The following is a 14511-nucleotide window of genomic DNA, read 5'->3' as shown; positions in this document are numbered from 1 at the left end:
TCATTCACCTTGACATAAAAAACTTGCGAATTGTATTTACAAGTTCATCTTTACCACAGGTCTTTAATATATAACCTTCTGGTTTAAGTGCAAGGACTGCCATAACGCTTTCTTTGTCATCTTTTCCGGTCAGGAACATGACCGGAATGTCCTTTGTTTCCTGATCACTCCGCAGCATTTCAAGAACCTGCGGTCCATCAGTGACCGGCATCTCATAATCAAGCAATATAAGATCTGCACTATTAGAGCTGAGCCACTTTATCGCTCTCATCCCCGAATTCGCCATAGAAACTTTATAGCTTTCCTTCAGCCACTCCCGTACAAGTCCCATGTAATTGGGGTCATCATCCACAATCAGCACACTTCGTTTCGTTTCACCCTCGGCAACCATGTTGAAATATGTAAGTGTTCCACTGACAAAATTCTCATAGTTTAGAGGTCTTTCAAAAACTTTTCCAATAAGATGTGGTGGCATTGAATCAATCATGCTTCTGGTATCTACGGCATCACCAATAATAAATATCTGCTTATTGTCTTCGGACAGCTTATCCTTCAAAAAAGTTAATATTTCAGGTGAAATTCTGTTTCCAGCTTCCATATAGTACACAATAAGACCATCTTCCGGCCACGCCGCATTTATTTCATTTAAACTCTCTGAGGCAAAAGAAGTCTGCATTTTTGCATCATTTAATTTTCCCATTAAGACTTTTATTATAAAAGTCTCTTTTTCACCTATTACCAGCACCTTACCTGAGCCAAAAAACATAATTAACCCTCCGTAAATATCATGTCTTTAGTTCATCTTCAACTTTGTCCCAGTCAAATTGTTTTAAAGCATGTTCAATATTGTCAAATTTCTTTTTATCTTTTTCCGGCAGTTTGTATTTCTTAACCTGCTCCACTACCATTATAGCGCCATCATACTCCATTTGGGTAACGAATTCATTCAAAGCTTCATATGCTTCCCTAAGTTCTTCTTCTGGTATTGGTTCTTTATCTGAATTATCCACCTCTTTTTCCAGAAGCCCCTTAAGTTTTTCCTTGAATCCTCTGTATTTTTCCAGTAAAAGTTTTGTTTTTTCGTTTATAAATTCTGTGTCATTATTATTGCCTGCTGCCTCTAATTTTTTGGCAAGTTCAGAAAGCTCATTAGCTCCAACAAGTCTTGCAGCGCTCTTTAGAGCATGCACTTTTATTGTAAAGGCCTTAATATCCTTCTCAGCAAAGGCTTTTTCTATAACATCTGAATTATCTGACACTGTATTAGCAAAAAGAGTAAGCGCACTTACAAAAGCATCTTTTCCTCCGCAGTTTAGTATACCCTCTTCTACAGATATATCATCAATGTCTTTTACCCATGACAGCTCGCCCATGTCTGTCCCCATATCAACCTGCTTTTCTCTGAATTCTTCCGGTACTTCTTCCTTCAAAAGATTTTTTGGAATATATTTTTTTATAGCTTTTTCGAGATCAGCACCATTTATAGGTTTGGGGAGATATCCATTAAAGCCATGGCTTAAATAAAACTCATTTCCGCTGTTAGCTGCATTTGCAGTCAGCATAAGAACGGGCAGATCCGGGTAATACTTTCTTATCTCCTTTATTGTCTCTATTCCGTCCATGACAGGCATCATATGATCCAAAAGAACTAAATGGAAAGAATTTTCTTTTAGTTTTTCGAGACACTCTTTTCCATTTGTCGCAGTTGTGAGTCTAAGACCTGTTCTACTCAAAAGACCTGAGATAACCTGCCTGTTCATCGCATCGTCATCTACTACAAGGACTTTTGCATCAGGCGCATAGACTTCAGGCACATATGGACCAATATGTATTTCACCGCTACTTTCCGTAAATTCACCAATGTCACTCCCATCAACTATTCTTTGTTCGACTTCAAAGGTGAAAGTTGAGCCTCTTCCATACTCACTTTCGCACCTTAAGTCACCTTTCATAAGCTCTGCGAACTGTTTTGAAATGTGTAGTCCAAGTCCTGTCCCCTGAATGGAGCGGTTTCTGTTCTCTTCAAATCTCTCAAATGCGGAAAAAAGCTTTTCTATATCCTCTTGTTTAACTCCTATTCCTGTGTCCTTTACTACAAACCTGAGTCTGCAATTTTCCTTATCTTCCCATACCTTTTCGACTTTTAAAATAAATTCGCCTTCTTCGGTATACTTCACTGCGTTTGTAAGAAGGTTTAGAACTACCTGTTTTATCTTTCCATCATCACCATATAATTTTTTGGGCAGCTTTTCATCTACATCCACCTTAAAGTCAAGATTTTTCAGATTACTTCGCACCCTGATCATAGGGATGATTGCTCTTAAAAGTTCAACCAGATCATACTCTTCTTCCACAAGATGAACTTTTCCTGACTCAATTTTTGACAGATCAAGAACATCATTGATAAGTCCCAAAAGTGACTCCGACGCTCTTTTTATGTCGCTGGCATAACTCATTATGCTCTGATAATACTCTTTAGGAACTCCATCCGGGTCCTGCCTCATTATCATCTCATCCATACCCATGATAGTGTTTATAGGTGTTCTTATCTCATGAGACATATTTGCAAGGAATCTCGATTTAGCACTGTTTGCTCTTTCAGCATCCTCCTTGGCTACGCGAATCTGCTCATATTGCCTTCTTATAATGGTTCCTCTGAGTATCTGCCACACAATTACCGCAATAATAATCGCTCCGATGATACCAAAAGTCACCTTTACAGCAACTATCTCTGTTAGCCTTGCTTCTTTTTTTATGTAAAAGACTTCATCCTGATATACATTTCCATTGGACTGACTTTGAAGCTGGACATGAAGCTTGTAATTACCATAAGGAAGACTTGTATATGTCAAGGCTGACATACTATTCTGAAACATAGTCACGCCTTCATCTCTGGATCCCTCAAGGTAAATCCTTACCAAAGGATTTATAAGTGTATAGTTTAGTATTGATGCATTTATCTGAATTCGTCCCTTGGAAGCAGGAATAACGTAAGTTCCATCTTCTCTTTGTTTCACCTGCTTATCATCACAGGTTATGGATTTGATATAGATCTTTACATGGGCTTCACGATCCTGATATTCATCTATATTTACACTGCTAACCCCGCTTCGTCCGCATATGAAAAGATTTCCATCATCATCTATATCGCTGTATGAGTTGCCTGTCGGAACGCTTGGAAGACCGCTTGAAGCGTCAAAGAACTGATATTTAAACTCTTTTCCACTCATTATATCTTCTACATTTGCCACATATATACCATTTGAGGCCAAAACCCAGGCATCACCGGATTTGGAAAAGAAAATGTCATAATTATTGGAATATGGAAATTTTGCAAGATTGTAGATTTTCTCATCTCTCATGTAGCATAGAGCATTAGACGTTATAACCCAATAGACCTGTCTTTTTTCGTCATATTTAATGCGCATGATAACATCACTGGTAAGCCCCTCATCTCTTCCCAGTCTTTTAACATTATGGTCCTTATCAACTATATAGATACCATCTCCATCAGAGCCAATATAAATATCGCCATTTGGGCCTTCACAAGAAGTAAGTAATAATGTATTGCTGATGGTTTCTTTTCCTATTGTGTCAACGACAGCTTTATCTTTTATTACTGCCAGTCCTCTGTTAGTTGCAACTAAAACAGATCCATCTCCCCTTAAGGTAATGCTTCTTATCTCATTACATATAAAGCCGGACTTCTCATCAAACTTAAGTATTTCACCTTTCGGGGTATAACAGATAAGTCCTTTATCCTTCGTAAAAGTTCCAATCCAAAGATTTTTTTCATTATCCTCAACAATACATCGTATTCTTACATCTGCAAGTTCTTCGGTCAGTGCATTCTCAATTTTATGATTTCCTGATGTAACGACTTCAAGCCCCTTTTCTGTCCCGATATATAACGATCCGTTAGAAGCACAGGTAGCATTCACTACTTCATTACCTGCATTGGACTGATCGGAAATATTTACAAAGCTGTTGGCCACAACCTTCATAATACCCTGTCTTGTAGAAGTAAACCATAAATTACCCTCATAATCTTCTATCATTGAGCCAATGAGGCTTGTAAGAGGAAGGTTATCCAATGTAATATATCTGTTATTTTTATCAAGATATCCGACCACACTGCCGGACATGACCCATACTCTGTCTGCAGCTTTTCCTATCCATGATATATCTGAAGCAGGGCTGACTGAGACTCTCTTAAGCCCCATTCCTTTACTGCCATATCTGCCATAGTATACAAGATCATTGGTTGTTCCATAATAAAGGTATCCTTTTGAGTCAGGATCCACAAAAATCGTCGTAATATTATCTATACCTAAATCCTCGCTGGAATAGCAGGATATGATCTCACCGTTTTCTATACAAAAAACTTCTCCAATCCTGTTACATCCATACACTCTGCCATCAGAATCAGCTATAAGCCTGATTATATATGTATCAGTCAAAAGAGAATCATCTACAAGATGAAGCTTCATATATTCATCAACATATGATATTCCGTTAGTAGAACCGGCGTAGACATTGCCATCAATACTCTCTGCAAGAGTCCTCATGGTGGATGATTTAAGTCCATCCAGATAGCTGTATCTGATAGTATTGCCATTATCAATAACCACTATTCCATTGTCATTGGTTCCTACCCATAATCTATGCTTATGATCCTCTAACAGCGCATTGGCATTCGTGAGACCATTGGTAGAGTCCTGACGCTCAAAAGTAATGCCGTCATATTTCATAAGTCCGGCATATCCACCAACCCATATATACCCATCACTGCTTGATAAAATACAATTTGCATCAGAAGTTGGAAGGCCATTCGATGAATTATAGAGCTTTGTAGCATATCCAATGCCCTTAACCTGTCCTGTGGCCGCCATGGCTCCGCCGACATTTTCTTCTTCAGCATTTGCAGATAAAGGCATCAGAAAAAAGAATAATAGAAACAGATATCTAATTACAATCTTTCTAAGATTTATTGAAAGCATTAAGTAATCTCCCAAACCGCGCAATTATCAAAATTATCGCAATTATGTTTTACTGTATTACATTATATCATTATGAACATATCCTAAATATTTCTTAATTCTTATAAAAGCATTAGATTTCCTTAAACTTTTTTTACTCATCAATGAATTAACGCTTTTATTTGTAATTAAATTGTATTAAAATTAAACTATCGTTCGATAGGAGGATTATTGAAATGTCCAAAAACAGTGGATTTGGTAAGTTTATATTATTCTGTACAGCAGTAGGCGCTGCAGCTGCAGGTGCTTATTACTATCTTTCCAAGAGAGAAGCTGAAATAGCTGACAGCTTCGACGATGATTTTGATGATTATGAAGACTTCGAGGATGATCTCGATGAGGAAAAAGATATAAAGGCAACATCCAGAAAGTATGTTGATATCAAAACTTCTGAATCTGACGAAAATGATGAAGAAGATAAAGAAGATAAGAAAAAAGAAGATAAGAAAGAAGAATCTGCCGATGAGGAACCTTCATCATCAGAAGAATTCTTTGATGACGAAGATGAAAAATGATTAATTTAAGAAGAGGTGCCATTTGCGGCACCTCTTTTTTATATCATAGGAAATTGCTTCCTATGATATAAAAGATCGCTCCGCTAAGGAAGCGCACTACTGTGTATGACATTTCACTAGGCTCGAAAAAACCTCGCCAAGTGATCTGCACATCGCGCGATTGGAAGATGTTGCATAAATGCAACCGCGCTCGGCGCGAGAATGTCGCAAGCGACATTCTTTTTTATTGCGCTCCTGTCTTCTCAGTAAGCATATCTTTCAAAATTCTGGCTTTATCTTTTATTCTGCTATTTGCAACCCTTGATGTAAGAATCTCAGAGATCATCTTACCTGCAATATCATACTGGTCTGTCTCCATTGCAAGAGCAGCAATAAGATAGTCAAGTGTTGTTGAATCCATTCCTGCGATAGGGAATTCCTCTGACTGTCTAGCCATTACAAATCCATTAAGAGCATTTGTAAGAAGCTCTTTCTCCTGCTCATTATTTTCTTTTTTCTTGGTCTCATACTCAGGATCAGACTCGTCGAGACGTTGTGTCTCTCCTCTTACAACCCACGCTGTTTTCAGACAAATATAAGCCTTCTCGCTGTTTTTTGCTTTCTTTACAACTGCATTGGCAAGTGCAAGCTGATAAAGACTCTTGGCATGTTCATAGCTGTAAGTAGGTTCTTTATAATCAATTTTCCTATAATTCATGCAGATTTTCACTCTGACATCTTCAATCTGATACTTATTAAGTGTCGTAAAGTATCTTCCAAGAGCTGCATATCCACATTCAGGACAACCTATAACATCATACTTATTCTGATCAACTTCACTGTAGTCAGGTCTAAGATCAATATCTACAGCCCTCATTCTGACCTTACCAGTTCTGACAGTTTTTGCCTCAAATTCTGATTCGCAAACCGGACATTTATACTTCTTATCAAAAAGGAAATCTTCCTCTTTAACAAGTGCGAGCTTTTTTTTGGGTTCTTCCTTTTTTACTACAGTTTCTTTCTTTTTTGGATCCTCAAAAAGGTCTCCGCCACCGATGTTTCCCAGTCCAAGTTTCTCAAGTCCAGAAAAAATACCAGCCATGCCTATACCTCTTTTCTCAAATTAATTTTTTGGTAAAACAAACGAGCTCTTTAATGACACTATTCTGTTGAATACAGGTGCTCCTTCTTTGGAATCCTTGGAATCAACACAGAAAAATCCATTTCTTACAAATTGGAATTTGTCATAAGCCGCTACATTTTTTAGTTCAGGTTCAAGTTTAGCATTCTTGATTACGGTAATAGAGTTAGGATTAAGATTCAATGATCCGTCCTCGTTATAAACACCCTTTTCCTCATCAATAATATTCTCATATAGACGAACTTCTGCATTAAGTGCTTCCTTAGCAGAAACCCAATGTATTGTGCCTTTAACTTTTCTCTCATTAAATCTACTTCCCGACTTTGTTGCAGGATCATATGTACAGTGAACAGCAACTACATTGCCATTTTCATCTTTATCGCAACCTGTACATGTTACAAAGTAAGCATTCATAAGTCTTACTTCATTTCCAGGGAAGAGACGGAAATACTTCTTAGGAGGATTCTCATAAAAATCCTCTCTCTCAATATAGAGTTCTTTTCCGAAAGGTATCTTTCTTGTTCCCATTTCAGGAACTTCTTTGTTGTTTTCAATCTCAAGATACTCGGTTTCGCCTTCCGGATAATTGTCGATAATAAGCTTCACAGGATTGAGGATTGCAAGCATTCTTTTTGCTTTAAGTTTAAGATCCTCTCTTATGCAGTACTCAAGCATTGCATATTCAGCTGTGGAATTAGCCTTACTTATACCGCACATATCAACAAACATCTTAATTGATTCAGGCGTAAAGCCTCTTCTGCGAAGTGAAGCAATAGTTACAAGCCTTGGATCATCCCATCCGTCTACTATGCCGTCCTCTACAAGGCGCTTAATGTATCTTTTACCAGTAACAACATTATTAAGATAAAGTTTTGCAAACTCAATCTGCCTTGGAGGATTCTTATATTCACACTCTGTCTTTACCCAGTCATATAAAGGTCTGTGATCTTCAAACTCCAGTGTACAGAGAGAATGTGTAATACCTTCAATTGCATCTTCAATAGGATGAGCAAAATCATACATTGGATAGATGCACCATTTGTCGCCTGTTCTGGCGTGTGTCATATGTGCAACCCTATAAATAATAGGATCTCTCATATTGATATTAGGTGAGGACATATCTATCTTGGCACGAAGAGTCATTGCACCGTCAGCAACCTTGCCGCTCTTCATCTCTTCAAAGAGCCTTAAGTTCTCTTCTACGCTTCTATCCCTGTTAGGATCATTCTTACCTGGTTCTGTAAGAGTTCCTCTATACTCACGCATCTCATCAGCTGTAAGTTCAGAAACATAAGCCTTGCCCTTCTTAATGAGTTTTACTGCATCCTCATACATCTCATCGAAATAATCTGATGCATAGAATAAACGATCCTCATAATCTGCACCAAGCCACTTAACGTCTTCGATGATAGAATCCATGAACTCTGCCTTTTCCTTGGTAGGATTAGTATCATCAAATCTCATATTAAACTTACCATTGTACTCTTTTGCCATTCCATAATTTAAAAGAATACTCTTAGCATGTCCTATATGTAAAAAGCCGTTTGGTTCAGGAGGAAAACGAGTGTGAACGTGATCATATACTCCGTCCTGAAGATCCTTATCAATTGCTGCTTCAATAAAATGCCTTGAAGGAGTATTGCCTTCTTCAGCATTATCATTTGTTTTTGTTACTACTTCTTCTGCCATTTCGTTTTTATAACCAACTTTCTAAAAATTATAATCGTACAACATAGTATATCATAGTACGCAACATTTAACTATAGACGTATTTTTCCTCAAAAGCCGCCCTTCTTAGAGGCTTATCATAATAATAGCCCTGAACATACTTGACTCCCAGACCCTTTAACGCGCCAAGTTGTTGTTTGGTCTCTATTCCTTCAACACAGACCTCGGCACCTATTGTTTTTCCAAGTTGACTTATGGTCTTGATAAAAGCCTTGGAATAATCATCTGTCTCTATTCCTTTCGAGAAATTCTGATCAACCTTTATGATATCGAAAGGAAGCGCACGCAAACTGCTAAGTGCAGAATAACCGGTTCCGAAATCATCTAGTGCAAGTCGCACGCCAAGCGCTTTAATATCAAGAAGAGTCTGTTTGGTCCTTGCAAGATCATTTATCGCAAGTCTCTCAGTAAGTTCTAAAATGAGATTTTGAGGTTTTAAATGATTTTCCTCAATACATTCTTTTATAATATCTACAATATCCGTCTGCATGATCTGAACAACAGACAGATTAACACTAATGGTAAACTCTCCTGTTCCGGATTCATTCCACTGTCTGCAGCATTCGCAGGCTTTTTTTAGCACATAATTGCCAATAGGATTTATAAGTCCTAAATATTCTGCCAGCGGTACAAACTCGTCCGGGCTAAGGAAGCCAAGTTTACCACTGTTCCATCTGACAAGTGCCTCGGCTCCGATGTGCTTAAACTGGCCATTACCACTCTTAAGATCAGCAGGCTGGCTTATTATAGGCTGGAAAAATACTTCAAACTCTTCGCAGCTCCTTCCAATGGCATCATACATGCTCTTCTCAAGATCCAGTCTGTGAATAGAGGAAGAGTCAATATTATCAGAGTACTCTGCCACGCGGTTTTTACCTGATTTTTTAGCCTCATACATGGCAACGTCAGATTTTCTGATAAGTTCTGAAACACTATCGCCATGATCAGGAAACTTAACAATTCCCATACTCATAGTGCAGTAATAATCGCTGTCCTTAAGATACCATGGAGTTGCAAAAGCGTCCTTGATTTCTTCCAGTATCTTATCAAGTCTGCCATAGCTATCCGGTGGAACAATTATGACAAACTCATCTCCGCCCATTCTGTAGCAGGAATTGCCAATGCCCTCTATCCTGCTTATGGACTTGGAAATATCCTGTAAAAGTATATCTCCGTACTGGTGTCCAAGACTGTCATTTATATGTTTAAAGTCATCAAGGTCAAGGTACATAAGCGCACCGTGAGTATCATTTTGCCTTGCCTCATCCACATATCTTGCAAGGTCCTTCTCACAGCACATTCTGTTGTAAAGTCCTGTCAAAAAGTCTGTATAGGCCTGAAGCTCAATTCTTCGCTGATACAGCTTTTTCTCAGTTATATCATATAAAGCGCAAAGAGATACCGGACGACCATCAACCCACTTAATTCTGGTGTAATATACATCGTACCATTTGCCTCTCGCCCTGTGATTCACTTCATAGTTACCGCTTCGGCTCCTGGAAGGAATATTGGATTCAAAAAGATCCACCAGTGAATTCTCACTTATTTCCTTACTGAAGTTCTTTTTAAAACTCCTGTTAGCAAATAATAAAACTCCTGTCTCTATATCCCTCACATAAATAGAGCTTCCCACATTATCAAGAACTGACTCTAATGATGCAAAAGAGCTGGCAAGTGAATTCTTTTGAAGTCTCTTTGTGATGATACTCTGAAGTACTCTTATGGCATCATTAATGTATTTTATATCATCAATAGACCATATTCTTATTTCTCTGGTCTCTGTAAAGCAGGCATAGAACAATACCGTACCATTAACTATAATTGGCATGGTAACAAGAGCTTTAATCGACAGATTGTCAAGCTGCTCTCTCTCCCCTGCATTCATCTGGCTGTCACTCGACACAACAACAGCCTTATCAGTCCCAAGGAACCAGCACTTTTCCTGGTCTGTTGTATTCGGAAACATCTTGGATACTCCTGCAGCCGTCCACTGTACTACAATATCCATCAAATGCCCGTGATGAACCCTGCAGATATAAGAATTGCTTACCTGAAGATAATCACAAAGTTTAGAAAGCATATCAACCATTATTTCCTCTATCGAGTCATCGCTGTCAAGAAGAGATACAATCTCTGTCATGGTTTCAGCTCTTCTAAAGGAACTGGTCATTTCAAGTTCCTGTTTCTTACTCACCTTGCTGCTGGCTTCTGCCATCGTTCTGGAAGTTTCTATGCCCAAAACGACGCTCATTGATTCCCTTAGAAAGTCCAGCGTCTTATAAAATTTAGGTTCTGAGATCTGATAAGCAAAAGATTCCAATGGTGGAACATGATAAAACTCTTTTTCATATTCTTCATCAGTAAATACACCGCAGACAATCCACACGGCGGCAGTAGAATTATCGTTTTTGACAGCAACAGCAGCGAGCTTTAAATTGGGAACCTCTGTGATCTCCACAGCCTGATCCTCAAGCTCGCTCTCGGATACGCGCTTGAATATGTTATGTATCCTTACATCTGTCACATATTTTTGAATTATTTTTATTTCTCTTGGATTGCCTGAAAAACTACTAACAGGCACTTCGTTTGAATCAAGGCAAAAAGCATAAACCCCGGCCATCTCACAAAATCTGTCCTGCCATGACTGGATCGAAGCGGCATTTTTTTGCGCAAAATCACCAAGGACTCCACTAAAATCTTTTAGGAAGCCCTTTACATTTGCATTTTTCGCTTCTACTTCTTTTATATACTCTTGCAAGTTTTCACTCCTAGAGAATAATATTATCTATCTGATGCGCTGTAGTTAGGTGCCTCTTTTGTAATCTGAATATCATGAGGATGAGACTCACGGAGAGCTGCTGAAGTAATTTTGATGAATCTTCCGTTTTCTTTGAGAGCATCAATTGTCTTACATCCGCAGTATCCCATTCCTGAACGAAGTCCACCAATAAGCTGGAATACAGTATCTTCTACTGTTCCCTTATAGGCTACACGACCTTCAACGCCTTCAGGAACAAGCTTCTTGGCATCTTCCTGGAAATAACGATCCTTTGAACCATTTTCCATAGCTGAGATAGATCCCATTCCACGATATACTTTGTATTTTCTTCCCTGGTAAAGCTCAAATTCTCCTGGTGCTTCATCACAACCGGCAAACATTGACCCCATCATTACAACATTTCCACCGGCAGCAATGGCCTTTGTAATATCTCCTGAATACTTGATTCCACCATCAGCAATGATTGGAACACCATATTCTTTAGCAACAGCATAACAGTCCATAATAGCTGAAATCTGAGGAACACCAATACCAGCAACTACACGTGTTGTACAGATAGAACCTGGTCCGATACCTACCTTAACAGCGTCAGCACCTGCCTCAATAAGATCTCTTGTTGCAGCGCCTGTTGCACAGTTTCCTGCAATAACCTGAAGATCAGGAAACTTCTCTTTAATCATTCTAAGGCACTTAAGAACATTCTCTGAATGACCATGTGCTGAATCAAGGACAACAACGTCAACCTTAGCATCCACAAGAGCTGCTACACGATCAAGGCAGTTTGCAGAAATTCCGACACCGGCTCCGCATAAAAGCCTTCCCTGATCATCCTTTGCAGCAAGAGGATACTTGATTGTCTTTTCAATATCTTTAATAGTAATAAGTCCTACAAGATTATAATCATCATCAACGATCGGGAGTTTTTCTTTTTTGGATTTAGCGAGTATACTCTTTGCTTCTTCAAGAGTGATACCTTCTTTTGCAGTAATGAGGTTTTCGCTTGTCATTACTTCCTTGATTTTCTTGGAGTAGTCTTTTTCAAATTTAAGATCTCGGTTAGTAATGATACCAACAAGCTTTCTACCTTCTGTAATAGGTACACCTGAAATACGGAATTTAGCCATGAGCGAATCTGCATCTGCAAGTGTATGCTCTGGTGAAAGAGAAAATGGATCTGTAATTACACCATTCTCAGATCTTTTAACCTTATCAACCTCTTCAGCCTGAGCTTCAATAGACATGTTTTTGTGAATAATTCCGATACCACCCTGCCTGGCCATAGCTATTGCCATTCTATGTTCTGTAACTGTATCCATTCCTGCACTCATCATAGGAATGTTAAGTCTGATCTTTTTGGTAAGCCATGTTCCAACATCTACCTGATTAGGTATAACCTGTGAATAAGCAGGTACCAAAAGCACATCATCAAAAGTAATTCCTTCACCAATTATCTGTCCCATTATAATCTCCCGTTATTTATTAAATCTTAATATATTAAATTGCAATTATTAACTTAATCTGTAAAAACTTTTCTTGGCGCTACAGCCTTAACTGCTGCAACAAATTCATCTGATGGTTCAAATATTATTTTATCTTTTCCATCATAATAAATTGTGTATGTTGGATCCGGCTGTGCGTCTTTATTTTTAGATGAAAAATCTGATGTCTTGTATGTCTTATTCTTGAATTCGTCTAAATGATATGATTTGGATGGAGCCATTGCCTCAATGTGCTCAACTGAATAAGTACCCACATGTTTACGGGAACTTTTATTAAGAACTTTGTCTACTGATATTTCTCTGTCACAATACTGATACTCGTACTCAATGTTTGCATTAAGTGCCGCAAAATGATAACCAAAACCTGCTGCCACGCAAAGTATAAGGCCAATTATTCCAAAGCCAAGCATGAAAGCTGCAATAAAGAAAACAACTGCAAAAAAAATGCTCAAATACTTGAGAAAAGTAATAACCGGCGATGCTTTACTTTCAACGAGGCATTCTACATAATTATTGTCGTTAACCATCTGTAAAACTACTCCTCCTGTTAGTCGCCATTTTTATCAAGTATCTTATATTCAAATTAATGTCATGTCAAGGGCATCCTGGCAAAACGTGCCAGGAAAAAAGAGTACATATATCCCCTTTTTACTCTTTGTGCTTATCTATTATTCATATTGACATTAAAGGCTATAAATTTGTATTATAAGTGGCAAGTGCTCATGAACAGGATATCTTTTTCCTGCACAGAGTCATCAGTTCTATTATATACATTTTTGCGAATAAAAAAAATTATATTTCTGTTAATATTTCATAGCATCACGGAGGTTACGAAAATGTCAGTACATGAAGAGATAAGAGAACAGCAAAAGAAATTAAAAGGTCAGGGCTTTAAGGCTCATCTTCAATATTTTTGGGACTACTACAAAATACACACTATCGTTGCCTTAGCCGCTATCATTTTTATAGTAGTTTTGGTAAAAGATATTACAAACAATAAGCCTTACGCTTTTTACGCACTTATGATCAACAGCTATTCATCAAATGCAGAAGAAGTACTTGAGAGCGAATTTACTGAGTACGCCGGCATTGATACAACTACAAACAGTTGTTTTATTGACACTTCAGTCACATATAATACAGAAATAATTGATGAAGTGACAATTGCTACCAGTCAAAAGATCATGGCAAATCTCTCCGCTGCAGAGCTCGATACCATGGCCGCTGATCAGAACACATTTGCCTATTATGCACATCAGGATATATTCACAGATCTCAGGACTATTTATGATGAAAGTTTTCTAAATGAATATGCCGATAAGCTTTTCTATGTAGACAAAGGCCTTGTTGATTACATCGCGTCCGATGCTTATCAGGATTTTCTTATGAATGGTTCCTACGATAAAGATAACAAGTACGCAGTCATGGCTGCTGATATATATGCAACAGGCCAGTATCCTGATACTCCTGTAGCTGAAATGGATAACCCTGTTCCCGTCGGGATAATTATTGATGATTCAAGTGTTATAAAAGACAACAATCTCTATCAGGGAACAACTCCTGTAGTCGGCATAATTGCCAACACAACTCGCCTTGATAACGCCAAACTCTTCATTGAATATCTTCTAAAATAAATAAGTATACTTTTTTGCGAGTGGCATTAAATCCACAAGTGCCCATACCTTTGGATAGATCTCAGAGTATTCGCAAAGATACAGTAAATATAAAATAATGCGCCCTGTTTTCTTTCATGCTTATTCAGAACAGAAAACAGGGCTTTTATTTTATCTTAACTGTCTCTATTGCTCATACTAAATCGCTCTATCCAAAG

At 38.1% G+C, this 14511-nt stretch carries 9 protein-coding genes; 2 read left to right on the top strand and 7 right to left on the bottom strand.

Annotated elements, in window-relative coordinates:
* Positions 1–4: 4 nt before the first annotated feature.
* Entirely contained in the window at positions 5–766 is a 762-nt protein-coding gene (locus BM146_RS06565; RefSeq protein ID WP_074886165.1) for a response regulator, read from the bottom strand.
* Between the two features lie 19 nt (positions 767–785).
* Entirely contained in the window at positions 786–5000 is a 4215-nt protein-coding gene (locus BM146_RS06560) for a hybrid sensor histidine kinase/response regulator (protein ID WP_074886162.1), read from the bottom strand.
* 215 nt (positions 5001–5215) lie between these two features.
* Here BM146_RS06560 and BM146_RS06555 point away from each other — a divergent pair, with 215 nt between their 5' ends.
* The gene (locus BM146_RS06555) at positions 5216–5554 is read left to right on the top strand and encodes a hypothetical protein (RefSeq protein WP_074886158.1); all 339 of its coding nucleotides are present in this window, start codon (positions 5216–5218) and stop codon (positions 5552–5554) included.
* Positions 5555–5777: 223 nt separating this feature from the next.
* Here the strand turns inward: BM146_RS06555 and BM146_RS06550 are convergent, their stop codons facing one another.
* The 5 genes from BM146_RS06550 to BM146_RS06530 form a co-directional block, all read right to left on the bottom strand.
* Positions 5778–6635: a DUF2225 domain-containing protein gene (locus BM146_RS06550; protein WP_074886147.1), complete on the bottom strand. Its 858-nt coding sequence runs from the start codon at positions 6633–6635 to the stop codon at positions 5778–5780.
* A 21-nt stretch (positions 6636–6656) separates the two neighbouring features.
* Positions 6657–8363, bottom strand: coding sequence for a glutamine--tRNA ligase/YqeY domain fusion protein (locus tag BM146_RS06545; RefSeq protein WP_074886144.1), 1707 nt, complete (start codon positions 8361–8363; stop codon positions 6657–6659).
* Between the two features lie 67 nt (positions 8364–8430).
* Positions 8431–11160, bottom strand: coding sequence for a sensor domain-containing phosphodiesterase (locus BM146_RS06540; protein WP_242949355.1), 2730 nt, complete (start codon positions 11158–11160; stop codon positions 8431–8433).
* 23 nt (positions 11161–11183) lie between these two features.
* Positions 11184–12641, bottom strand: coding sequence for an IMP dehydrogenase (gene guaB / locus BM146_RS06535; RefSeq protein WP_074886141.1), 1458 nt, complete (start codon positions 12639–12641; stop codon positions 11184–11186).
* 53 nt (positions 12642–12694) lie between these two features.
* A complete protein-coding gene (locus tag BM146_RS06530; protein ID WP_074886138.1) occupies positions 12695–13207 on the bottom strand; it encodes a DUF6106 family protein in 513 nt (170 codons plus the stop codon).
* A gap of 309 nt (positions 13208–13516) precedes the next feature.
* On the opposite strand from BM146_RS06530, the gene BM146_RS06525 reads away from it, so the two are divergent.
* Positions 13517–14314, top strand: a complete 798-nt coding sequence (locus BM146_RS06525) for a hypothetical protein (RefSeq protein ID WP_074886134.1) — start codon at positions 13517–13519, stop codon at positions 14312–14314.
* Positions 14315–14511: the final 197 nt, after the last annotated feature.

This window comes from Butyrivibrio proteoclasticus (genome assembly GCF_900115735.1).
Lineage (GTDB): Bacteria > Bacillota > Clostridia > Lachnospirales > Lachnospiraceae > Butyrivibrio > Butyrivibrio proteoclasticus_B.
Note: the sequence above shows the minus strand (reverse complement) of the source record. Positions and strands in the feature narration are given on the sequence as shown.

Coding starts and splice junctions, on each gene's coding strand:
- BM146_RS06565 (WP_074886165.1), bottom strand. CDS start 766: ATGTTTTTTGGCTCAGGTAAGGTGCTGGTAATAGGTGAAAAAGAGACT.
- BM146_RS06560 (WP_074886162.1), bottom strand. CDS start 5,000: ATGCTTTCAATAAATCTTAGAAAGATTGTAATTAGATATCTGTTTCTA.
- BM146_RS06555 (WP_074886158.1), top strand. CDS start 5,216: ATGTCCAAAAACAGTGGATTTGGTAAGTTTATATTATTCTGTACAGCA.
- BM146_RS06550 (WP_074886147.1), bottom strand. CDS start 6,635: ATGGCTGGTATTTTTTCTGGACTTGAGAAACTTGGACTGGGAAACATC.
- BM146_RS06545 (WP_074886144.1), bottom strand. CDS start 8,363: ATGGCAGAAGAAGTAGTAACAAAAACAAATGATAATGCTGAAGAAGGC.
- guaB (WP_074886141.1), bottom strand. CDS start 12,641: ATGGGACAGATAATTGGTGAAGGAATTACTTTTGATGATGTGCTTTTG.
- BM146_RS06530 (WP_074886138.1), bottom strand. CDS start 13,207: ATGGTTAACGACAATAATTATGTAGAATGCCTCGTTGAAAGTAAAGCA.
- BM146_RS06525 (WP_074886134.1), top strand. CDS start 13,517: ATGTCAGTACATGAAGAGATAAGAGAACAGCAAAAGAAATTAAAAGGT.